General features: G+C 60.8%; 16 protein-coding genes and 1 pseudogene. 9 read left to right on the top strand and 8 right to left on the bottom strand.

What is annotated here, in order from left to right:
* Positions 1-4 precede the first annotated feature (4 nt).
* The gene (locus NCT04_RS24280; RefSeq protein WP_244831842.1) at positions 5-1,060 is read right to left on the bottom strand and encodes an ABC transporter substrate-binding protein; all 1,056 of its coding nucleotides are present in this window, start codon (positions 1,058-1,060) and stop codon (positions 5-7) included.
* A 157-nt stretch (positions 1,061-1,217) separates the two neighbouring features.
* On the opposite strand from NCT04_RS24280, the gene NCT04_RS24275 reads away from it, so the two are divergent.
* On the top strand, positions 1,218-2,135 hold the full coding sequence (locus NCT04_RS24275; RefSeq protein WP_250468061.1) for a LysR substrate-binding domain-containing protein: 918 nt from the start codon (positions 1,218-1,220) through the stop codon (positions 2,133-2,135).
* Positions 2,136-2,238: 103 nt separating this feature from the next.
* On the opposite strand, the gene NCT04_RS24270 is transcribed toward NCT04_RS24275, so the two are convergent.
* The 6 genes from NCT04_RS24270 to NCT04_RS24245 form a co-directional block, all read right to left on the bottom strand.
* The gene (locus tag NCT04_RS24270; RefSeq protein WP_250468060.1) at positions 2,239-2,385 is read right to left on the bottom strand and encodes a hypothetical protein; all 147 of its coding nucleotides are present in this window, start codon (positions 2,383-2,385) and stop codon (positions 2,239-2,241) included.
* 260 nt (positions 2,386-2,645) lie between these two features.
* Positions 2,646-4,610 (bottom strand): RICIN domain-containing protein, encoded by a 1,965-nt coding sequence (locus NCT04_RS24265; RefSeq protein ID WP_250468059.1) that lies wholly within the window; start codon positions 4,608-4,610, stop codon positions 2,646-2,648.
* 30 nt (positions 4,611-4,640) lie between these two features.
* On the bottom strand, positions 4,641-5,270 hold the full coding sequence (locus NCT04_RS24260; RefSeq protein WP_250468058.1) for an SCO family protein: 630 nt from the start codon (positions 5,268-5,270) through the stop codon (positions 4,641-4,643).
* A gap of 438 nt (positions 5,271-5,708) precedes the next feature.
* The gene (locus tag NCT04_RS24255) at positions 5,709-6,764 is read right to left on the bottom strand and encodes a serine hydrolase domain-containing protein (RefSeq protein ID WP_250468057.1); all 1,056 of its coding nucleotides are present in this window, start codon (positions 6,762-6,764) and stop codon (positions 5,709-5,711) included.
* A 23-nt stretch (positions 6,765-6,787) separates the two neighbouring features.
* Positions 6,788-8,080: an MFS transporter gene (locus tag NCT04_RS24250; protein ID WP_250468056.1), complete on the bottom strand. Its 1,293-nt coding sequence runs from the start codon at positions 8,078-8,080 to the stop codon at positions 6,788-6,790.
* The gene (locus tag NCT04_RS24245; protein WP_250468055.1) at positions 8,070-9,491 is read right to left on the bottom strand and encodes a M20 family metallopeptidase; all 1,422 of its coding nucleotides are present in this window, start codon (positions 9,489-9,491) and stop codon (positions 8,070-8,072) included. Before NCT04_RS24245 ends, NCT04_RS24250 begins: the two co-directional genes overlap by 11 nt.
* 128 nt (positions 9,492-9,619) lie before the next feature.
* Between NCT04_RS24245 and NCT04_RS24240 the strand changes: the two genes are divergently transcribed.
* Entirely contained in the window at positions 9,620-10,525 is a 906-nt protein-coding gene (locus NCT04_RS24240; RefSeq protein ID WP_250468054.1) for a LysR family transcriptional regulator, read from the top strand.
* A gap of 23 nt (positions 10,526-10,548) precedes the next feature.
* Here the strand turns inward: NCT04_RS24240 and NCT04_RS24235 are convergent, their stop codons facing one another.
* Positions 10,549-12,909, bottom strand: a complete 2,361-nt coding sequence (locus NCT04_RS24235) for an acetamidase/formamidase family protein (RefSeq protein WP_250468053.1) — start codon at positions 12,907-12,909, stop codon at positions 10,549-10,551.
* A gap of 301 nt (positions 12,910-13,210) precedes the next feature.
* Between NCT04_RS24235 and NCT04_RS24230 the strand changes: the two genes are divergently transcribed.
* The 7 genes and pseudogenes from NCT04_RS24230 to NCT04_RS24195 form a co-directional block, all read left to right on the top strand.
* Positions 13,211-14,092: an ABC transporter substrate-binding protein gene (locus NCT04_RS24230; RefSeq protein ID WP_244831832.1), complete on the top strand. Its 882-nt coding sequence runs from the start codon at positions 13,211-13,213 to the stop codon at positions 14,090-14,092.
* 19 nt (positions 14,093-14,111) lie between these two features.
* Positions 14,112-15,686, top strand: coding sequence for an amino acid ABC transporter permease/ATP-binding protein (locus tag NCT04_RS34495; protein WP_284503553.1), 1,575 nt, complete (start codon positions 14,112-14,114; stop codon positions 15,684-15,686).
* A 24-nt stretch (positions 15,687-15,710) separates the two neighbouring features.
* Positions 15,711-16,961: an acetamidase/formamidase family protein gene (locus tag NCT04_RS24215; protein ID WP_244831831.1), complete on the top strand. Its 1,251-nt coding sequence runs from the start codon at positions 15,711-15,713 to the stop codon at positions 16,959-16,961.
* Between the two features lie 152 nt (positions 16,962-17,113).
* Positions 17,114-18,145: an alpha/beta fold hydrolase gene (locus NCT04_RS24210; RefSeq protein ID WP_250468052.1), complete on the top strand. Its 1,032-nt coding sequence runs from the start codon at positions 17,114-17,116 to the stop codon at positions 18,143-18,145.
* A 439-nt stretch (positions 18,146-18,584) separates the two neighbouring features.
* Positions 18,585-20,894: a type VI secretion system Vgr family protein gene (locus NCT04_RS24205; protein WP_250468051.1), complete on the top strand. Its 2,310-nt coding sequence runs from the start codon at positions 18,585-18,587 to the stop codon at positions 20,892-20,894.
* 43 nt (positions 20,895-20,937) lie between these two features.
* A complete protein-coding gene (locus tag NCT04_RS24200) occupies positions 20,938-21,888 on the top strand; it encodes a DUF4123 domain-containing protein (RefSeq protein ID WP_250468076.1) in 951 nt (316 codons plus the stop codon).
* A 106-nt stretch (positions 21,889-21,994) separates the two neighbouring features.
* Positions 21,995-22,182 (top strand): annotated as a pseudogene (locus tag NCT04_RS24195) (hypothetical protein); the annotation flags it as partial.

The following is a 22,182-nucleotide window of genomic DNA, read 5'->3' as shown; positions in this document are numbered from 1 at the left end:
GGGTTCAACGCTCGACCGAACGGTTCCAGCGCTCCGTCCACTCGGTGCGATGCTGGTTGATCGTGGTCCAGTCCATCGCGGTCAGTTTCGCGATCTGGTCGGGACCGTAAGGCACGCGCGCGGCGATTTCCGGCGTCAGCTTGACCGTCTTGTTGACCGGACCGAGACCGATGCCTTGCGCCTGCAACGCCTGCACTTCCGGGCTCAGCAGATACTGGACGAACTGCTGCGACAACTGCGGCTGCGCGTTCTCGGCGATGGCACATGCCGCCACCTGCAACGCGACCGCGCCTTCCTTCGGGTAGACGAACTTGAGCGGAAAGCCCGTGTTCTGCAGCGCAACCGCGCGACCGCTGCCGTAGGGCGCAAGCACCACGTCGCCGGATTGCATCTGACCGTCCATTTCGCCGGGCGTGGGCGCCCAGGACAGCACGTTCGGCGCGACATCCTTGGTCATCGCCGCGAAGCCCGGCTCGATATTCTTCTCGCCGCCGCCGTTCAGACGCGCGAGCATGACGAGCGTATGCAGACCATACGTGTTGGTGATCGGCGGCACGCCGAGCTTGCCCTTGATGCGTTTGTCGGTGAGCACCTTCCACGAATCGGGCGGCGGCAGACCGGCCTTCTTGAACGCTTCCTCGTTGTAGCCGATGCCTGTCGCCACCATGCCGACGCCGATCGACGTCGCGCCGAGACGCGCAAGCGGATAGACGTCCTTCATCACGGGCGCTTCGTCGAGCTTGGCGCAGAGATTGAGCTGCATCGCCTGATACATGGGCCCGTCGTCCATCACGGCGACGTTGATCTGCTGATGGCCTTTTTGCGCTTGCAACTTGGCGAGGGTATCGCTGGAATTGCCCGCAACGTAGACGATCTTGACGTCATGCGCTTTTTCGAACGGCGGGATGATTTTCTGGCGATACAACTGCTCGTTCGAGCCGCCCACATTGGCGACATAGAGCGTGGTTTCGGCGTGAGCGAGAAGCGGAGCGGCGAAAGAAAGAGCCGCGAAGGCGGTACAAGCGGGGACGGACAGACGGCGATGCAACGCTCTTTTCATGACGACGATCTCCAGATCCGGGGTGTGGGGGCGGGCTTCATGACCCGTCGTTGAAATGCAGTTTCGCGCCGCCGGACCATATCGTCCAATACGAATAAAATACCTACCTATGCATGGATGATATGGATCGGGGTTCACCCGGAGAGGGAGATCACGCATGAATCTGAAGCACATCGAGGCGTTTCGGGCGGTCATGGTCTCGGGGTCGATGACCGCGGCGGCCAAGGCGCTCTTTACCTCGCAGCCGAACGTGAGCCGGCTGATTTCGCAGCTCGAACGCGAAACCGGCTTGCAGCTATTTCAGCGCAGCGGCGTGCGGTTGATACCCACGAGCGAGGGCACCGCGTTCTTCCGCGAGGTCGAACGTGCGTTCGTCGGCTTGCAGGGACTGGCGAACGCGGCGGCGCAGATACGCAATCTCGGCAGCGGACGTTTGCGCATAGCGGCGATGCCATCGGCGGGCATGACTCTCGTGCCGCATGCGATCAAGCGCTTCGTCGAGTTATATCCGACGGTGACCGTGTCGTTGCACGTGAACACATCGGGTACGGTCAATCACTGGACGGCGTCGCAGTTCTGCGATCTCGGCGTGGCCGTGTATGTGAGCGAGGCGTCGGATTGCGAGGTCGAGCAGTTGTCGAACGTGGCGGCGGTGTGTGTTATGCCGGAGGGGCATCGGCTGGCGTCGAAACGCAGCATCAAGCCGCAGGATCTCGAAGGCGAGTCGTTCATCTCGCTGTGTCACGGCGACGGCACGCGCACGCTGATGGACGAGGTGTTTCAGCGTGCGGGCGTGGAGCGCGTGCTTGCCATCGAGGCGCAGTACACGGCAATGTGCTGCGAGATGGTGCGTCATGGGATGGGCGTGACGCTCGCGCATCCGATCGTCGCGCGGGATTTCGCGGGTCCTGGAATTGTCATCAAGCCATTTTTGCCGGCTACGTTGTTTCCGACTTATTTGCTGTTTCCGCCGCATCGGCCGAGGGAGAGATTGGCATCGGAGTTCGTGAAGGTGCTGAAGGGGCTGCATGCGGAGTTGCTGGGGGAGGTGGTGAAGGGGGCGAAGGTGGCTTGAGTCTTTCAAGCAACAATCAACCGATTCACTCATGCCGCCGTGCCGTGCTCGTGACCGCTCGAACCGGCTGCGTCGTTCAAGACGCATCGACGAATGCGCGCGCTCATCGGCTCATGACGAATTGCCAGAGCGCGGCGCACTGTGCGTCAGCAATCTTGTAACGCGGCATCGCCCGACGAAGCACGATGTCCGCTGGATCGACGCCATCCTTGATCGCGCGGCAAAAAGCGATGGGATCGTAATGGCTCATCGGCCCTCCGCGACGACGCGTTTCGCCAAGCAAGGACTCGCGAGTCAGCGGCGGCGCAAAGGCCGCCGCTTTCGATGTGCCCACATGGCAATTGACGCAACGAGTCGTCCACGCAGGCAACGTGCGATCGTCATCACGCAAATGCGCGGACAGCGGATGCTCTCCGTCGAAAATCGCGCAGCCCAGGTCGCGCGGTTCACATGCGGCATGGGCAACCGTTACCATCGCAACGAGCGCGAGGCCGACCAAGCGCTGCGCCATCAATGCACGCGCATGGTACGCGAGAGGCTCGGCACGCCCTTCGCGTTCAGCGCAAAAAGCATGTAATAGCCGGGCACGACGATGCCCGGATCGGACGGAATCTTCAACTTGTACTCGCCAGCGGTGCCCACCGTAAACGTCAGCGGCACGCGTCGCTGTTCGTTGTTCACCGAATGCGTGGCCGACGATGAGCGCATCAGCGCAAATGCTGTCATGCCCTTGGTCGCCGATACGACGATGGTCGTGCCGAGCAACGCATCGGTCGGCGCGGAACTCATGGTCGGTCTGGTTGCGGCGGACCCGTCCGCGTTGAGAAGATAAGGCGGCGTCAATATTTCGACATTCGTGTGATTCGTGGCGCACGAGCCGCACAATCCGCCGCCGCCGCTGAGCACGCGTCCATCGTTCAGCAGCAGCGCCATGCTGTGATAAGTGCGCGGTACGGCTTGTGGCGCGAGCCGCGAAAACGCATTCGTGGTCGGGTCCCACAACTCGGGCGTGAGGATCGCGTTGTCGTCCGAAAACGGCACGGCGAAGGTCTGACCGCCGATCACGACGACCTGCCCATTCGGCAACACGACGCTGTTGTTGAACGCGCGCTGATAGCTCATCGGTGCGATGGTGCGCGTGATCGCCGTTCCGCTGCTGATGTCGATCAGCGTCGCATTGGAGGTGGCCGTCGATTGGTCGTAGCTCGGCGCGCCACCCACGGCAAGTATCTTGCCGACGTCGTACATGACCGCGTTGCCGTTCATCGCGTCATTGTCGCTGCCCCGGTTGCCGGCTGCGGTGACGCTGCCGTTGCCTGCCGTGTCGAACCAGTGCATGGCGCGGCTCGGGCCCGCATGAAACACGCGTCCGTTGGCGACCGCGAAGAGCCAGGCGTGGTTGTCAGCGCGGAACACGCCCGCAGCGTCGTTCGTCAGGATGTAGTCGTCGAGAATGGCGCCGTTGACTTGCCAGCCCGAGCCCGAGGTCCACGTTTCGCCCGTCTTTCCACCGAGCCCGCCATTCCACGAGCCGCCCACTAGAAACACGTTACCGTTGCTCAAGGTCACGCTGCCCTGATAGCCGCGCGAAATGTTCATCTGATTGCTCGACGTCCATGTGCCGGTCGTAGGCGAATAGATGCTGGTCTTTTTCGTGCTCGATCCGCCCGTCACGAAGATGCGGCCATCGGGAAGATTGGCGATACCCGGACAGAACATGTCGTGCCCGGTGTTGGTCACGATCATTTGTTTGCTCGTGCCGGTCGATGGATTGAAGATCGCCGTGTACGTCTTGCCCGGCGTGACTTCGCCAGAGGTGAAGTTGAGGGCGCTGTCGGCCGACCAGACCAGCACGGTTCCATCGGGAAGATTCGCGGCTTGGAGCGGCACGAGCGGCAACGTGATGGGCGCCGTCCATTTCGAAGGCAATGCAGCTTGCGGCGCGGGCAAGCCGCTGACTTTCCATGTCTGCGTGGCGCTTGCGTTACACACCTGCTGCGTCAGTTGCACGCCTTGTGAGGTCGTACTCGACGCGGTCACGCACAAGCCGCTGTGTCCCGCGACGATCGCGTAACCTCCGCCTTGCGGGATCAACGAAAACGCCTGATTCGTGCCGCCACTACAGGTCCATTGAATGATAGGACCGCCGGGATCGGGACTTTGACCCGACACGTCCATGCATAGACCGCTATTGAGATTGATGAGGTTGTAGCGCGTGCCTGTAGCAACCGGCTTCCATTGCTGATTCGCGCCGCCGGTGCAGGGCCATGTAATGACTGGCGCGTTCGGTGTTTTGGATTCGCCGCTCACGTCGGCGCACATGCTGGTGCCGCTTAGCGTGATGGGCGCCGATGTCTGCGCGCGGACTTGGTGCGACACACTCGCTAACGTTAGCGCCAACGCCAGCAGCAAGACGACGCGCGCATGGCGGGCAACGTCAAGCAACACGCTCCCGGCCGAAAGGATTCGTGGCATGGTCCTGCTCCCCGTGGATAAGTCGAATAGCTATGTCAGTGCAAGCGCGCCGAGCACATCGCAGACATCGTTCACGCGTGGAAGATCGGCGCTTCTCCAGCGCAACATCGCATTGGCATCGAAGCAATAGACCTGCGTCGAATGGTCTGCGATGTCACTTGCCGATGCCTTGCTGCCCGACAGCGCCACGCGCATCTTGTCGACATCCGCAAGCGTCGGAGTCGCTGCGATCCACGAAGGACCCGCCTCGAACTGGGCGAGCCATGCGTGCAATGCCTGAGGTGAATCGGAAAGCGGATTGATTCCAATCGATAGCAACTGCACCGCATGACGAGTACGGATGCCCGTTATGCGTTTCTGTACCGCGCTGAATAGCGCGCCCTGCAAAGGACATACCGTGCCGCAACCGGTGTAGACCGTCTGCAACGCAGTCACGCCGTGACGCAACACTTCGTTCAAGCGACGCGTCTTGCCGGTCTGATCGACAAGCACGATATCGTCGAGGCGAAGCGGCGGCGTGACGAGTCCCACCGCATCATGTTGAGCGAAGGCGAAGGGGGACGCTGCGCCGAGAGCGAGCGCCGCAATCTCACCGAGCAGGGCGCGACGAGTCAGCGACGGGGTGCATGCACGAATGCCGGAACGCACACGATCGGGCATCGTTTCGTGACCTGCCGAACTTGACCTTGTCCACACTTTGATGATCCCCGTATCGAGCTCTATGGCTCTGACCCGCCGTTCGAATGGCCAATGACGTACGTGCCGGGAAGCGTGATCGAGCCGCTTCGCGTTCGCGTATTGGTCATGCCATTGAAACAAAGCTTAGCAGGTCAAATCAGCGTCGAACGTTCATCGCACGAATGGAAATACTCGCGTATGTGTACTCGGACACATTGCGTTTGAGCGCTTAAATAAAGGGTCGAAATTGCGGGAAGTTCTACTCGGTCGGAATTGCTGATGTTGCGATGTGGGGCATTTAGCAGAGGCGATTCAGGGGCCTTTTTAGTGCACGCTAGGTACGCGCTTGGGAGATTTATCGAAAGCCCGAAATGAGAGGACGGCCAACTTGTCGTGTCGGCCGGAAAGAAGCGCAAGCTTTCAACGCGTCATTCCCTTGACGCCATCGAACACCAACCCAAAAAACTCCCCGGCAAACGCCGAATCCAGCCACCTCACGATAACCGCCAGCCGCGTGGAAGGTTCGATCCACATGAACGAACTTCCCGCGCCCACGCCAAAATAGCTCGACTCCGGCACCGAGGGAAACATCTTCCGCCCCGTATTGAGCCAGACAAGAAACCCATAAAACGGCGCGATATCACAAGGCGTGCGCATTTTCTCGATCCACTCGCGGGACAGCACCCGCCGCCCGGAAACCAGACCTTCGTCCAGCAACATCCGCGCGATCTTCAACTGGTCGTTCGCACTGACCGACATGCCGCCGCCCCAATGCGTCCCACCGGGAACGGACTGCATGCGCCGTCCATCGATCTCGGTCCACGCATGGTCGTAACCCACCCATTGCCAACCATCGCTCATGCCGCAGGGCTCGGCAATCGCTTCACGAAACACTTCGGGGAGTGGCTGACGAAACAGATGCATCAACGCAAGCGATAACTGGTTGATCCGCACGTCGTTGTATTCCCAGAAGGTGCCAGGCGTCTGCAACGGCCGCAAGTCGCCTTTCTTGCCTGCGGGCGGCTCGCCAAATGTCACCGCGCGATAATGATCCGCCTGATCCGAAAGCCCGAAGCACTCGCCTTGCCATTCGCTCGTCTGCTGCAGCAGTTGCGCCCACGTAACCGGGGCGTTATGCGCGTCGTCGAAGCCGATACCGGGCACGCGCTCGCGCACGGGTTCATCGACATCGGGCAGCAAGCCACGGTCGTGCGCCACGCCCGCAAGCAAGGCGAGGTACGTCTTCGCAATGCTGAAGGTAAGGTCCGCGCGATCCGGCTCGCCCCACGTGGTGATCACGTGGCCATCGAGCGCAATCGCGCCCGACACCGGACCACGATCATGTACCGGTCCAAGCAGCTTGTTCCACGGCGCGGGATCGTTGATATGCACGCCCCAGTTGCCATCGACGTTCCGGTCCCACTTCGATTCATGATCGATGGAAAACTGAATCGCACGTTTCAATGTCTCGTTCATTTTCAAAGTTCCTGGCAAAGGCTTTAGCGCAACTTGATCCGCATGCGCGCCCACACGAGCGTAAAGAGGCTCACGACCGCAGCGATCATCAGATACAGTCCCGGCGCAAGGTTGTTGCCCGTGACCGCGATCAACGAAGCCACCGCGAGCGGCGTGAAGCCGCCGAAAATGGTCGTGCCGAGGTTGTAGCCGAAGGCCATGCCCGTGGTGCGCGTGGCGGTCGGAAAGAGTTCGGCCATCAATGCCGGAATCGGCGCGAAGTAGGTGGCCTTGAGTAACGCGACCCAGATCACCGCGGCGAGCAAGGTCGGCAGCGAAGGATGGGCATTCATGAGCATGAACGCCGGATAAACGGTCAGAAAGAACACGACGCCCGTCACCTGCATGATGCGAATGCGCCCGAATTTGTCCGACAGGTGTCCCACCACCGGCACGAGCACCATCATGATGAAGCCCGCCGTCAACGTGGCGATGAAGCCCGACGACGGCGACAAGCCCAACTGCCGCGTCGCGTACGTCGGCATATAAAGCAGCATGTAGTTGGCCGTGGTCGTGAGCACAAGCGAGCCAATGGAGATGAGCAAGCGTTCCTTCTGCGTCTTGAGCAACTCGCGCACGGGCGACGCCAGTTTCTCGGCCTGCTCGAACTCCGGCGTTTCGTCCATGCGTCGGCGAATATACAGCCCGATCGGTCCGATCAACACGCCGAAGAGAAACGGAATGCGCCATCCCCAGCCTTCGAGCTGCGCAGGCGTGAGCGTGCTCGTCAGCACGGCACCAAAGAGCGACGCGAGCAGCGTGCTCGCGCCTTGACTCGAAAACTGCCAGCTCGACATGAAGCCGCTGCGCTCGGGCGCATGTTCGACGAGAAATGCCGTCGAACTGCCGAACTCGCCGCCCGCCGAAAAGCCCTGCAACAAACGCGACAAGAAGATCAGAATGGGCGCCGCAATGCCGATGCTTGCATACGAAGGCATGAGCGCGACCATGGCCGTGCCGACGGTCATCATCGCGATGGACAGCGTAAGCGACGCCTTGCGGCCATGCCGGTCGCTATACGAGCCGAGCACGAGCGCACCGACGGGCCGCGCGAGATACGACAGCGCGAAGGTGCCGAGGGTGAGCAGCAGCGAGACGGTGTGATCCTGCGTGGGAAAAAACAGCTTCGACAATACGCCTGCGAAGTAGCCATAGACGACGAGATCGTAAAACTCGAGCGCATTGCCTATAGACGTGGCGACGATCAGACGCGCCACGTTGCGATGCTTCGCCGGCTCATCGCGCGCGGGGGATATCGTGACGGAATCAGTGCTCATGGCGTGCTTCTCCGTTCGATCGAGGCGCTACGTTGCCATCGCGCGCGCCGAGGTCCCAGTAAAGACCCGCCATGATGCGCAAGCCTTCGCGCACCACCGGCGCGAGCATGTGTTCGTCCGGCGCATGCTGCGAGCATCCGGGATACGAATGCGGCACCCAGATGGTCGGCATGCCGAGCACATCGGCGAATACGTCGTTGGGGAGCGTGCCGCCGAGGTTCGGCAAGAGCACGGGCGCGCTGCCAGTCGTCTGCGTCAGCGAACGGATCGACCACTGCACCCACGCGTTGTCAGGATCGACGCGCGTGGCGGGCATGCCGCGTTCCACTTCGATATCGACCATGGTGAAACCGTGCGCATCGAGATGGTCGCGCACGATCCTGGCAAGCTCGCGCCAGTTCGTGCCGACGACGAAGCGAATCTGCATGTGCGCGAACGCATGCGGCGGAATGGCGTTGACGGGCTTCTCGGGATTGCCCGCGCGAAACGCCAGCACTTCGATATTGTTCCAGCCGAACACGCGCTCGGCGGGCGTGAGACCCGGCTCGCCATAGTCGGCATCGACTTCCGGTTCGCCGGGATTGCCGCCCACGACGATCCCCTCCAGCGCGCGCCGCACCGATTCCGGCACCGGCGGCGGCCGCAATCCTTCGATGACGATCTTGCCGTTCTCATCGACCATGGATGCAATGGCGTTTGCCAGCACCACGGCCGGATTGCGCAAGAGGCCGCCCCAGTTGCCCGAATGATGCGCGCCATCGCGCAGCTTCACATCGAGACGGAAATTGATGACGCCGCGCGATCCGAGAAAGAGCGTCGGGCGGTTGGCGGCGAGGCGCGGTCCGTCGGATGCAATCAACACGTCCGCCGCGAGTTCATCGCGCAACTTGAGACACACCGCATGCAGGCCGGGTGAACCGACTTCCTCGCCGGTCTCGAACAGCAGCTTCAGATTGAAGCCGAGCTTGCCCTCGCGCGCGTCGAGCACGGCCTTCAGCGCCGCGAGATTGATGCTGTGCTGGCCCTTGTTGTCGGCGGTGCCGCGGCCGTACCAGCGTTCGCCTTCCACCGTCACGCGCCACGGCGACCGGCCTTCGGACCATTGCGCGTCGTAGCCGCGTACGACATCGCCGTGACCGTAGCCAAGCACCGTCGGCAAGTCCGCGGCTTCATGGCGATGCGCGATGAGGAATGGCCCCGCGCCCGCCACCGGATTCTCGACGATGCGGCACTCGAAGCCCCATTCCTCGAGCGTGGGCGTGAGTTCTTCTTCGAGGTAAGCGAAGAGGCGCGCGCCGCTGTCGGCTTCCTGACTATCGGTGCGCAGACCGACGCGTCGCTGCAGGTCTTCGAGGAACGCGCCGGACTCATAACGCTGAGTGGCAAGCTGGATGGCGGTATCGCGGGTCACGTCGTTCTCCCTTTAATCGTGACTCATGCTGCCGCCGCCGATATTTCTGGACAATTACAATATTTCTCAAGAACCCTTGCCTAAAAGGCAAATCGAGGGTTATCCCGAAGCGGAACGAGAAGGCGGAAATGGACGAGACGGCGTTGCGTTACTTCCTCGAAATCGCGCGAAGCGGCTCGCTTAGCAAGGCATCGGAGCGGCTGTTCGTGGCGGTGTCGGCATTGAGCAGGCAGATGGCGAAGCTCGAAGAGCAGATGGGCACACCGCTATTCGAACGGCGTCCGCGCGGCATGGTCTTGACCGATGCCGGGCGCTTGCTCGCCAATCATGCGCGCCGCAGTCATCTGGAAAACGAGCGCGTGATCGATGAAATACGCGATTTGAGCGCGGGCGGCCGCGTGACGATACGCGTCGCCGCGTCCGAAGGCGTGGCGCCGGATTTCTTGCCGCAAGCCTTTGCGCGGTTTCTGGAGACGCATCCGCGTGCGCAGTTTCAACTCGATGTCTCGCCGCCATCGGTCGCCACACAGCGCGTGCGAGAAGGCACGCACGATGTCGCGGTGTGCTTCAGCGTCGCGCCCGAGAAGGACGTGCACGTGCATTATGCGCAGCGCGCGCCGGTGTTCGCATTGATGCGCGGTGGTCATCCGCTGGCGACACGCGAGTCGGTTTCGCTCGCCGATCTCCACGAATGGCCGATGGCCATGCATAACCAGGGCGTGACGCTGCGTCAGTTATTCGATATCTCGTGCAGTCTCGAAGGGCTCGTCTTCGAGCCGGTGTTCATCGCGAACTATCACATGGCCTTGCAGAGTTTCGTGCAACGCACCGACGCCATCACGCTGACCGGCTACCTCACCGTGCGCAGCCGTTTGCAGCGTGACGATATGGCGGCCGTGCCCATCAGCAATCCCGAACTGCATCAGCGCACCTTGCAGATTCAGACGATGGCGGGACGCACCTTGCCGCAAGCGGTGGTGGCGTTCGTCGAATTGTTGACGCGGGCGATCGAGGAGCCCGAGGCGGTTCAGTAACGATGGCGCTCCATGTATAAGCGCTAATCCGTGAAAAGCGCCTTGCGGATGATCGCGTGCACGCCCCAGTTGCCATCGACCACTTGCGTCACGCCGAAGTCCACGGCCACCGACATCAACGAGATGGCTTCGTCTTCGCTCAGTCCCTTGGTCGACATGAGAAAGCGGCGCGTCTTGATGAAGGCGTCGCGCATGGCCTGATCGAGCGTGGACTTCTGATAGACCTCGCTCTGCGCGCTGGTGCCGAATTCCGCGAGATAGTCGGCGTGGCTGAAGCCGTGCAGCACCCATTCGTCGGCGGTTTCGACAAGCGGATACGTGAGGTCCGCAAAGGGCTGTGAGCCGAGCGTGTGCTTCTTGTGCAGGATCAGTTCGAAGTCGCCCGTAAGCGAGCATTCGATAGCCGTGCCGCACAACTCGGAGTCTCCTTGCGACGCATGCGGGTCGCCGATGGAAAGCAGCGCGCCCGCCACGCCCACTGGCAGAAACACGCTTGCACCCGGTCCCACGCGCCAGTTGTCGAGATTGCCGCCGAAGGCCGAAGGCGGGATCGAATCGATCAGACCGTTCTGGCGAGGCGCGACGCCGATCACGCCGAAATGCGGCCGCACCGGAATGGTGACGTTCTTCAGCACGTTGTGATTTTCGACGACGGTCGAATGATCGACAGGCACGCCGGGATAATCGATGATCGGATGCATCACGCCGAACGGATCGCGTTGCGGCGTCCAACGATAGTTGTAGACGGCGCGCGCATAGGCGCTCTCGTCGACGCGTTCGGTATCCGTATGAAGCTCGTAGATGGTCACGACTTCGCGAGGCTTGGGCTCGGTCAAGAGCTCGCGATAGTGAAAGCCCCACCACGCGGCGGCGTTGCTGCCAAATGCGCGGCCATGATATTTCGGGTTCGCGCAGCGGCGCGGATGAATATCGACGATCCGCACTTCGAGCACGTCGCCCGGCTCCGCGCCCGTGACGGCAATCGGTCCCGTGCAGATATGCACGCCGAAGCCTTCGCCCGCGCCGCGTCCGTAGATCGATGCGTTCATCGGTCCCGCGCCGCGCCGGTCCACGTTCTTGCGCTCGGCGGTCCAGTGGAACACGCTCTCGGCGCCGGGATCGCCCGCGATCATACGATCCCAATCATCCGCGGCATGTTGCGTGAGCGCTTCCACGGTCACGGTGTCGCCGCTCTGTACTTCGAGCACGGGCTTCAGATCGTGGCTGAAATAGCCCCAATGCACGGTATTTGCCGTTGCGCGCAGCAGATGATGGCGCGGCTTGTCGCGTCCGAGCCGAGGTTCGATATGCACGGCATCGAGTTCTTCACGCACGGCGACGAGCGTATCGCCCGCATGATCCTGACGCGCCTGCGCGATCAGGCTCGCCGCATTGACCGGCAAGCCGCGCGAGAGACTTCGCACCAGATGACGCGCTATTTCAAGGCTCGCCTCGTGCCTGAAGGTGCGCGGCGACGCGCCGTAACGTTCGCGAAACACGCGGCTGAAATGCGCGGGATCGTTGAAGCCCCAGCGAAAGCAGATGTCCGATATCGATACTTTCTCGGAGAGCGGATCGGCCAGTTCCGCGCGGCATCGCTCAAGACGGCGTGAGCGCACATAGGTCGAAAAGCTCTGTCCGGCGAGTTCGAAAAGCTTCTGCACATAGCGTGGCGACACGCGCTCGTCCTTTGCAAGCGTGGCGACGCTCAAGGTCGATTCGGCGAGATTCGCTTCGATGAAGCGGCATAGCCGCGAGAACAGCGCCGCCTGCGATGGCGTGAGTCCGTTGAACGAGCCCTTGCGTTCCTGTCCCGCAAGACACGCGACGAGCATTTCCGCGAGCGCGAGTTCGGTGGGACGCAATTCATCGGCGCTCAAGGTCTCGAGGCTCTCGACCACCGAGCGCAAGAAGCCCGAGAAGATATGGCCCATGCCCGTTGCGCCCGGCAGCAGCGCCACGCGCAACGAAAGCGGCGAGAGCAAGCGCGCGTTGATCGCGCTCTTCGGCGAACGCACGATAAAGGCGCGAAAGCGCCCCGCGAAGATCAGCGACGCGCTTTGTCCCGATGCCGCATACACGATGTCATGCGGGCTCACGCGTTCGCGCAGGCCGTCGGCGACGAGCGTGGCGTCGCCATCGATCAGCAATACGAGCATGAGACTGCCGCTTTGATCGGCGCTCAGTTCGAGCGTCTGCGCGGCCGAGGCGATCGTCGTGAACTCGATGCCGCCCGCCGATACACGCGACGTCAGCGTGCCTTGAAGACCGCGTTCGCCGCCTTCTATCTTGCCGTGCCACCCCAGGCGCGCGAGCGCCGCTTTCCATTCATGTCGACGTTCGAACTCGGGATACGACTCGGTGGTGAAGCGCGACAGGTTCAAGCGAAAACTCCACGAATAGCAGCAAAGACGTGCTTTCGAAAAGCAACTCCCGCGCCATCGCGGCCATGCGGCGACGCGATGCAAGGCGTGCCGAACCACAGTGCATGCATGCGCCATCGCGGCGCATGCATGCACTCGCGCGCGACACGGCGGTACCGGCGAAAGCGGTTGTTGGACGAGCGTGCACGTGAGGACCAGCAGTTGTGCGCAGCCAGACAAGTTAGCGGGATTTCGGTCGCCTACGCTCGGGGCATCGCAAGTCAATCGTCATCAGCGGTCAAGAGCCGCCAGGAGCGTATCGATGCAAAGGAATCTCATGGGCCGTTTAGCTCGCGTGTGGCTCGGCGCTTTGTGCGCGTCGCTGTTCGCGTTCGCGGGGCAAGCACACGCCGCATCGCCCGCCGAATGCAGCGCGTTGCAGGCGAAGTATCCACAGTTCAAGGGCAAGACGCTCACCAATGCGATCAATCCGCACACGCCGGGCTATGAAGCGCTCGATCCGAACGATCCGAGCAAGTACGTCGGCTTCGATATCGACTTGGGCGAGATGATCGCGCAGTGTCTCGGCTTCACGATGGCGTACAAGCCCGTCACCTTCGCCGCGTTGCTCACGACGCTGCAGAGCGGTCAGGCCGACATCGTCATCTCCGACATCTACGCAACCGAGGAACGCGCCAAAGCCGCCGATTTCATCACGTATTCGAAGGTGTTCGACGGCGTGCTCGTCGCGAAGGGCAACCCCAAGAAAATTACCGGCATCAACACGTCGATGTGCGGCACGACCGCCGCTGAAAACACCGGCTACGTGGAAGTGCCGCTGGTTCAGGCGCTCGCGCCGCAATGCAAGGCGGCAGGCAAGCCGGAAGCCACCGTGCAGCTTTACGACAACAACGCCAACTGCATCCAGGCCATTCTCGCCGGCCGCGCAGATACGTATATCAACGACGTGAACACGGTCGATCAGGCCGTCAAGGCGTATCCGGACAAGCTCGAAAAAGCGACGGCGGTGACCTTGCCGTATTTCGTGGGTATCGGCGTGCCGAAAGACAAGCCTGATTTCCGCGATGCCGTGATGGCCGCGCTCGTCGCCATTCAGAAGAGCGGCGCACAGTCGGACTTGCTCAAGAAGTGGGGCCTCGGCGTGGAGAACCTAGCCGCGCCGCAATTGATCGTCGCGAAGTAAGCACGGGAAGCATCGGCTCATGGACCTGTTCCTTCACTATCTCGGCCTGCCGTATCTTCTGGACGGCATCCGCTTCACGATCGCCGTGACCTTGCTAGGACTCGCGGGCGGCCTCGTGCTGGGACTCGTGCTCGCGGCCATGCAACTGAGCCGTATCGGGCCGCTCGCGGCGATCGCGCGCGGCTACACGGTGATCTTTCGCGGCACGCCGCTGATTCTGCAACTGGTGTTCGCCTACGATGCCTTGCCGCATATCGGCATCAAACTGAGCGCGATCGGCGCGGCGGGCCTCGCGCTCGCCGCGAACGAAGCGCCGTTCATCGCCGAGATATTCCGCTCGGGCGTGCTCGGCGTGGATCGCGGACAAACACTCGCGGGGCAGGCGCTCGGCATGACGCCGGGCGTGCTGATGCGCAGAATCATCGCGCCACAGGCGATTCGTTCGATGATCCCCGCGCTTGGCAACGAAACGGTCAGCGCACTGAAGAACTCGTCGCTGGCGTCGGTGATCTCGGTCGGCGAACTGACCTTGCGTAGCACGCAGCTTGCATCGTCTACGTTCGACTTCTTTTCGATCTTCTTCGCGTCGGGGCTTTTGTATCTGTGTCTCACGGGCGCCATCGCAGCGATTCAGTTGATGATCGAACGAGCGCTCGATCTGGATCGCGCGAGCACGGGCGGCGGTTTCTGGGGACGACGCAAACCCGCGCCCGCACCGAAACCCGCGAGTCCCGGCGACTTGCCGCCCGTCTTCGCGCCGATCACGGCCGCCGAACGCGCGCGCCGCTACGACACGCTGGCCCGCAACGGCGTGGCCGTGCAGATCAGTGGCGTTCACAAGCGTTACGGCGAACAGGCCGTGCTGAATGGCTTCGACCTCGACATCCGCTCCGGCGAAGTCGTCGCGTTGCTCGGGCCGAGCGGTTCGGGCAAGAGCACGCTGCTTCGCTGCATCAATCATCTGGAGCAATGGAGCGAAGGCGAGATACGCGTGGGCGGCCGGCGTCTCGGCTTTCGCGATGACGGGCGGCGAATGAATCCGCGCGAGCTGGCGCGAGAACGTGCGAGTCTCGGCGTCGCCATGGTGTTTCAGCAATTCAATCTGTTCAGTCATCTGACGGCGCGCGAGAACATTGCCTTGCCGCTCGTATGGGTGCACGGCGCAACGCTCGCCGATGCCAACCGTCGCGCCGATGCCTTGCTCGAACGCGTGGGCCTCGTGCATCGCGCTGATGCCTTGCCGCGTCATCTGTCGGGTGGCCAGCAACAGCGTGTGGCCATAGCGCGTGCGCTTGCGCCGAACCCGCGCGTGCTGCTGCTCGACGAGCCGACATCCGCGCTCGATCCCGAACTGGTCGGCGAAGTGCTCGAAGTGATCCGCCGTCTCGCGCTCGACGACGGCCTCACCATGATCATCTCGACGCATCAGTTGCGCTTCGCCGATGAAGTGGCCGACCGCGTGGTGTTCTTGAGCGGCGGAACGGTGGTCGAGGAAGGGCCGGCGCATCAGGTGTTGACGCATCCGCATCATCCGCTGACTGCGCGCTTTCTCAACGTGATGGGCGCGGGCAGCACGCTCGAAACGGTGCATTAAAACCCTAAAGCCGAGGACGATTCAATGAAGCATTACACGCTGCCCGTTTCATCATCCACCGTGCATTGGGGATACTTCAGCAAACGGGTAGAGCCGCGTCTCACGCTCAAGTCGGGCGACCGCGCCACCATCGAAACGCTGACGCATCATGCCAACGACGACCACGAGCGCATGGTCGCGGGCGACCCCGGCGCGCAGAGCGTGTTCGAATGGACGCGCGAGCACAAGGGCGTATCGCGGCGCGGCGCTGGCCCGACAGAAGGTCCCTTCAAGCTGGGCGATGGCGAAGGCGTCGGCGTGCATCTGCTGACCGGGCCTGTCGAGATAGAAGGCGCCGAACCCGGCGATGTACTCGAAGTGCGCATCCTCGATGTACGGCCGCGCCCGAGTTGCAACGCGTGTCATGCGGGCAAATGCTTCGGCTCGAACGTGGCGGCGTCGTGGGGCTTTCAGTATCACGATCTGATCGAGGAGCCGAAGCCGCGCGAAGTCGTGACGATCTTCGAACTCGATACTTCCGGCGAGCCGTATGCGCGCGCCGTCTACAACTATGTGTGGACGCCGCAGACCGACCCGGACGGCATCGTGCATGCGACCATCGATTATCCTGGCGTGCAGGTGGATCATCGGCTGGTGAAGAAGCGCGAGAACATCCTGCCCGACATACGCGTGCCGGCGCGGCTGCATTTCGGCACCATGGGTGTGGCGCCCGCCGAAGCGGACTATGTCAGCTCGATTCCTCCGAGCTATACCGGCGGCAATATCGACGACTGGCGTATCGGCAAGGGTTCGAAGATGTATTACCCGGTGGCCGTTGCGGGCGCGCTGTTTTCAGTCGGCGATCCGCACGCGGCGCAAGGCGACAGCGAACTCGGCGGCACGGCCATTGAAACGTCGCTCACGGGTGACTTCGAATTCATCCTGCACAAGCAGGCGGATCTCGAAGGCACGTTGCTCGAAGGACTGACGCATCCGCTGCTCGAAACGGATCAGCAATGGTCCGTGTATGGCTTTACGTTTCCGAACTATCTCGCCGAACTCGGCGCCAACGCGCAACTCGAAGTCGCCCAACACGCGAGCCTCGACCGTGCCATGCGCGATGCCTTTCGCAAACTGCGGCGCTTCTTGATGACGGTTCATGGACTGAGCGAAGACGAGGCCATCGCGCTCATGTCCGTGGCGGCGGATTTCGGCGTGACGCAGGTTGTCGATGCGAACTGGGGCGTGCATGGCTCCATCCGCAAAGAGGTGTTTGCAAACTACAAAAAGCGCTGAGTATTCCGCGCTTTTGAATCGCGATGTGTAGATTGAATGGACGGATACACTGAGATACATCGCTCCTGATCGGCTGGGATATAAAACCGTCGAGGCCACTCTTCAAGTGGACCCACGAAAATTCCCGAACCAATCGATAAGGAGGTCTGGTCATGTCAGAACCCGTCAATCAACGGCGTCGTCTTATGCTTGGGACGACGCTTGCAAGCGTCGCCCTTGCGGACTTCGGCTTCAGCACGTTCGCGAAGGCGCAATCGTCCACTGTTAGAGCGACGAGCGCGGGCGCGTCGTTTGGCCCGATCAGGCAGATCGATGCGGGCAAGCTCAACGTCGGCTATGCGGAACTCGGGCCCGCCAATGGCACGGTCGTGTTTCTGCTGCATGGCTGGCCTTACGACATCCACAGCTATGCCGAGGTTGCGCCTATTCTGGCCGCGGCCGGTTATCGCGTGATCGTGCCGTATCTGCGTGGCTATGGCTCCACGCGCTTCCTTTCCGCCGATACCGTGCGCAACGGTCAACAGGTCGTGACAGCGGTGGATATCGTCGCGCTCATGGATGCGCTCAAGATCGAGCAGGCCATCTTCGGTGGTTACGACTGGGGTGCGCGCACGGCAGATTGCATCGCTGCATTGTGGCCGGAGCGCGTGAAGGCGCTGGTGTCGGTGAGCGGGTATCTCATCGGCAGTCAGGAGGCGAACAAAAAGCCGCTGCCGCCCAAGGCGGAGTTCCAGTGGTGGTATCAGTACTATTTCTCGACGGAGCGTGGCGCGCTGGGTTATGCGGCCAATCGCGATGCCTTCAACAAGCTGATCTGGCAGCTTGCGTCACCGAAGTGGAATTTCGACGATGCCACGTACGAACGCTCGGCCGCATCGTTCCAGAACCCGGACCATGTCGCGGTGGTCATTCATAACTATCGCTGGCGGCTCGGGCTTGTACAGGGCGAAGCGCAATACGACGCGCTCGAACAGCGTCTTGCGGCAGGCCCGACCATCTCCGTGCCCACCATCACGCTGGAAGGCGATGCCAACGGCGCGCCGCATCCCGAACCTGCTGCGTATGCGAAGAAGTTTACGGGCAAGTATGTGCATCGCACGCTGGGCGGGGGTGTCGGACACAACTTTCCGCAGGAAGCGCCGAGGGAGTTTGCTGATGCGATGTTGCAGGTGACGAAGTTGTGAGACGAGTGTTGCCTGTTCTGGCGCGCGTGCGAGGATCGCGTTAGGAAGTCACATGACCGCCGTCGGTGGAAGCTCTGACGGCGGCCTTCTTTGGGCGCGTGACTGACTGCAGCCTCGGTAAAGATGTGGCCGATGTATCAGCGAGAAAGCCCTTTGGGTCATCAGAAAACTCCTAAAAATAGAATACTGCATCGATATCCAAATGGCTTGTTAAGTCGATGAATCTGCAGAAATTCTTATAGTCGAGCATCGCATTGCGGAGAGATTGGCTGCGCACGAGCAGCGATTTTTTCGGCAACAATTCCTTACTGGCCTGAATTGAGTTCGACTAGCGATTCGTCGATCTCAGGGCAAAGAACTACGCAGTGCGATCAGGATGCCGAAACGCTGGATCGAAATGTCGTGCGCATCAAAAGAGATTCATAGGAGATGTATTTAGATGTCGATGGTATTGCCAAGTCAGGCCTATACGCTACAACTCAAGCCGCAGTCCTTTCCCGTCTCCGTGCTTAGATTTTCCGGCAAAGCGAGCGTCAGTGAGCTCTATGAATATCAAATAGATTTCACGAGCCCGGTCGCCGATATTCCAATGGACCAAGTCGTCGGCCGACCAGCGACATTTACCATCGATCCTGTTGATCCCGATCAAGGGTATCTGCAAAGAATGTTCGGTGAGCGCTGGAAGGACTTTAGCAAGATGCCGAAGTCGTACGTCACGCACGGGATGATCTGCCGCTTTGAGCAACTCGGAATGTCCGCCGACGAGACGCGTTACCGCGTCGTGCTCGTCCCCAGGATCGCGGATCTCGCCCGCGCCCGCAAAAGCAGGCTGTTCCAGATGCAATCCGTCGTGGAAATCATCACCGATACATTGCGCCACTACGGCTATCGCCTTGGCGTGGATTTCGATTTTATGAAGCTTCGCGGCAAATACAAGCGCCGCGAGTACGTGACTCAATATCACGAGACGACGTTCGCCTTCATTCAGCGACTTTGCGCAGAGGAAGGGCTGTGGTTTCGCTTCGAGCAGAAGTCCAATGGTACCGCCATGATTTTCGGCGACGATCTCGATGCCTACGCGCGCAAACAGCGCGTCGTTCCTTATCGTCTTCATTCCGGTTTGGAAAGCGCGGGTGCGGAATCGCTTCGTTCGCTCAAAACGATCACCCGGCGCGTGCCCGAAGCAATTCAGCTCGACGATTACAACCATCGGCAAGCGGATGTCTCATTGCTAGTCGAGTCCAATGCCGCGCCTGCCGATAAAACCACTGATGGCGTGGACAACCATTGGGGCGAACACTATGAGACGCAAGAAGAAGGCAAGACGATTGCGCTGATTCGTCATGAGGCGCATCTGGCGGAGCAGATCAGCTATTCAGGTCGAGGCAATCCGTTCTCCCTCGAGGCAGGTGAGGTAATGCGTCTGGACGTGAATCCGAAGGACGCGCCGCATGGTCTCTTTGTCACGTCGGTACGCTGCGGAGGTGGACGCGGTACGTCGTATTGGTGCGCTTTCCGGGCGATTCCCGCAGATCGGAGATGGCGCACGAGCATCGACAAGATCGAGCGACCGAAGATCGCAGGAACTCTTCCCGCGCGGATAGATTCTCCAGGCAAGTACAAGTACAGCTATCTCACGGAGAAGGGCCTGTACGTCACGAAGATGCCGTTCGATTTGGACGAGTGGAGTCCGGGTGGACGCAGTCGCCCTATCCGGATGGCACGGCCGTATGCGGGACCTAACTACGGTCATCACATGCCGCTGATCGACGGAACCGAGGTGGCGCTGGTTTTTACGGCACAAGATCCAAACAGACCAATCATCGTAGGCGCGTTGCATGACAGCCTCAATCCGGACCTCGTCAATAACCTCAATCACACGCGAAATATTATCCGCTCGGCTGCGGAGAATGAGTTGCGCATGGAGGACAAGGCGGGGGTCGAGCATATCCACCTGACCACGCCGTATCAGACCAGCGAGCTCAATCTCGGGCATATGGTCGACGAAGGGCGCAAGGAGCGCGGTCGCGGCGCAGAGTTACGCTCGGATGAGCATATAGCGGTGAGAGGCGGAAAGGGTCTGCTGCTGACGGCCGAAGTGCAAAGGAAAGCTACGGGCGCGCAACTCGACATGGCTGCGGCGCAAGAGCAGTTGAAGCGCGCGATCGAGCGCATCGAGTTGCTGAACCAGGCTGTGCAGTCGGCCGAAGCCGTAGTCGCTGACCTGCAGAAGCAGAAAGCGCTCTTTAGCGACGCACTCGACGGGCTCAAACAGTCCGTCGTGCTCATGAGCGGCCCTTCGGGCATCGGGATCACGTCGGGTGAACACCTGCAGTTGAATGCAGACCAAAACTTGATTGCTACTGCCGGTGGCAACGCCGATATCGGCGTAATGCGCAATTTCACGGTGGCAGCAGGTCGCCAGGTGTCACTCTTTGCGCAGTCTCAGGGCATGCGGCTGACCGCTGCCAAGCAGGATATCGTGGTTCATGCACGCACAGGCGGCATGGAGCTGTCCGCGTCGAAGGACATGCACTTCAACAGCATCGACGGCGCTGTTACGGCACAGTCGAAAGGCGCGCTCACGCTCACGAGCGGCGGAGCTTATATCAAGATTGAAGGCGGCAACATCGAACTGGGCGCACCAGGCAGCATTCTGCTCAAGTGCGGCAGCTTCAACTGTCAGGCCCCGGCAATCTGTCGCTCCCCATGCCCGAAATGCCGATTGGCCCGTGCAAGCAGTGTCTGATGGATGCGCACCGCGGCGTCGAAGCAATGACCGAGGTGGCGTGATGGAAAACATGATCGCGACACCTTCCGCGCAAGATGCCGATATGGATTGGGAGCAATGGCGACATCGGCTGCTGGCTCAATTCGATTCGTTCATGCACGAGCAATCCGTCAATCTATATCTGCTCGTGGATACTCGTGGCAGCCCGGGAATCGACAAGCTATTTCCGAAAGTAAAAGGCCTCGCTTGGACTTCGCTTTGGCATGGTTCCGTGCTCGACTCCTATACGGATATCGCACCGTATTTGATTCATGTCGAACGCCTGGCGCTTCACGACCCGCAAGAGCTGGCGGGCCGACTTGCTCGACGCATCTGGATGGAAGGCGCCTCGGGATTCATGCTCACCTGGATCTGGTCACCTCTTTCGTTGACAGAGCTGGATGAGCATTTGAAACACTACACGCGTTACGCGATACCCGACAAGCGCGAGTACTTTCTGCACTTTTACGACAACCGCATTCTTGCGCGTATTCGAAGCGTCTGGACCGACGAGCAGGCATATTGTTTTATCGCGCCCTGCAGGGAAATCTGGTTTCGAAATCGCGATCAAGGCGAGATCGTCTGGCGGAGCGATGGGGCTTCGAAGCCAGCGCGAGCGGATGCGCCATTACTTCTGTCGTCGGATCAGCACGCGCGATTATTTGCGCTTGGCCATGCGGACAAACTCGCGATGCAATTGCGCGAAATGTATGGCGTGAGGCTCGACGAGAAGAGCGATTTTGCGCTGTACCTGCTTGTCACCGAGCAACTCGAACGAGCCAGCCGCTATCGTCTAAGAGAGAAAGACGACTTCCTGAATTACGTCTCGAAGGGCATCGTGCTTTCGCCTCGTTTCGACGAGCATCCGGTGATTCAGGAGCGTCTGCAACGAGCGCGAAACGGCGAGATATCGCATCGGGAGGCTTTGAGCGGACTTACTCCTGACGTGATTAAACAGGTGGCGGAGAGTTGAGCGGTTACGGGTTTGCCGTATGGATTCCTCGACTAGTGTTCTTGATACGTGCTTGCCATCGCGACGTACACTGAATTGATGAGATAAGCCAATGGGCTACAAACGAATGAACCTATCAAGGTTGTTCTGGCATTTCCTTTTTTTGGCCCTGGCAACCGTCTTTCTTGCGGGCTGCGACTTTTTTTCTTCTGAGCCAGTGTATGGTGGGTTGAGCGCGGAGGGTATGAACTACACGCCGTACAACCTGACGGAGTTTGTGGTCCGTGACAAATATGGGAATCGAGCCAGTGGAGG

This window comes from Caballeronia sp. GAFFF2, from assembly GCF_023631485.1.
Lineage (GTDB): Bacteria > Pseudomonadota > Gammaproteobacteria > Burkholderiales > Burkholderiaceae > Caballeronia.
This window is presented reverse-complemented; position numbering and strand designations above follow the sequence as displayed.

Bases quoted from the DNA above. Each gene is read 5' to 3' on its own strand.
- NCT04_RS24280 (WP_244831842.1), bottom strand. From the start codon at position 1,060: ATGAAAAGAGCGTTGCATCGCCGTCTGTCCGTCCCCGCTTGTACCGCC.
- NCT04_RS24275 (WP_250468061.1), top strand. From the start codon at position 1,218: ATGAATCTGAAGCACATCGAGGCGTTTCGGGCGGTCATGGTCTCGGGG.
- NCT04_RS24270 (WP_250468060.1), bottom strand. From the start codon at position 2,385: ATGAGCCATTACGATCCCATCGCTTTTTGCCGCGCGATCAAGGATGGC.
- NCT04_RS24265 (WP_250468059.1), bottom strand. From the start codon at position 4,610: ATGCCACGAATCCTTTCGGCCGGGAGCGTGTTGCTTGACGTTGCCCGC.
- NCT04_RS24260 (WP_250468058.1), bottom strand. From the start codon at position 5,270: ATGCCCGATCGTGTGCGTTCCGGCATTCGTGCATGCACCCCGTCGCTG.
- NCT04_RS24255 (WP_250468057.1), bottom strand. From the start codon at position 6,764: ATGAACGAGACATTGAAACGTGCGATTCAGTTTTCCATCGATCATGAA.
- NCT04_RS24250 (WP_250468056.1), bottom strand. From the start codon at position 8,080: ATGAGCACTGATTCCGTCACGATATCCCCCGCGCGCGATGAGCCGGCG.
- NCT04_RS24240 (WP_250468054.1), top strand. From the start codon at position 9,620: ATGGACGAGACGGCGTTGCGTTACTTCCTCGAAATCGCGCGAAGCGGC.
- NCT04_RS24230 (WP_244831832.1), top strand. From the start codon at position 13,211: ATGCAAAGGAATCTCATGGGCCGTTTAGCTCGCGTGTGGCTCGGCGCT.
- NCT04_RS34495 (WP_284503553.1), top strand. From the start codon at position 14,112: ATGGACCTGTTCCTTCACTATCTCGGCCTGCCGTATCTTCTGGACGGC.
- NCT04_RS24215 (WP_244831831.1), top strand. From the start codon at position 15,711: ATGAAGCATTACACGCTGCCCGTTTCATCATCCACCGTGCATTGGGGA.
- NCT04_RS24210 (WP_250468052.1), top strand. From the start codon at position 17,114: ATGTCAGAACCCGTCAATCAACGGCGTCGTCTTATGCTTGGGACGACG.
- NCT04_RS24205 (WP_250468051.1), top strand. From the start codon at position 18,585: ATGTCGATGGTATTGCCAAGTCAGGCCTATACGCTACAACTCAAGCCG.
- NCT04_RS24200 (WP_250468076.1), top strand. From the start codon at position 20,938: ATGGAAAACATGATCGCGACACCTTCCGCGCAAGATGCCGATATGGAT.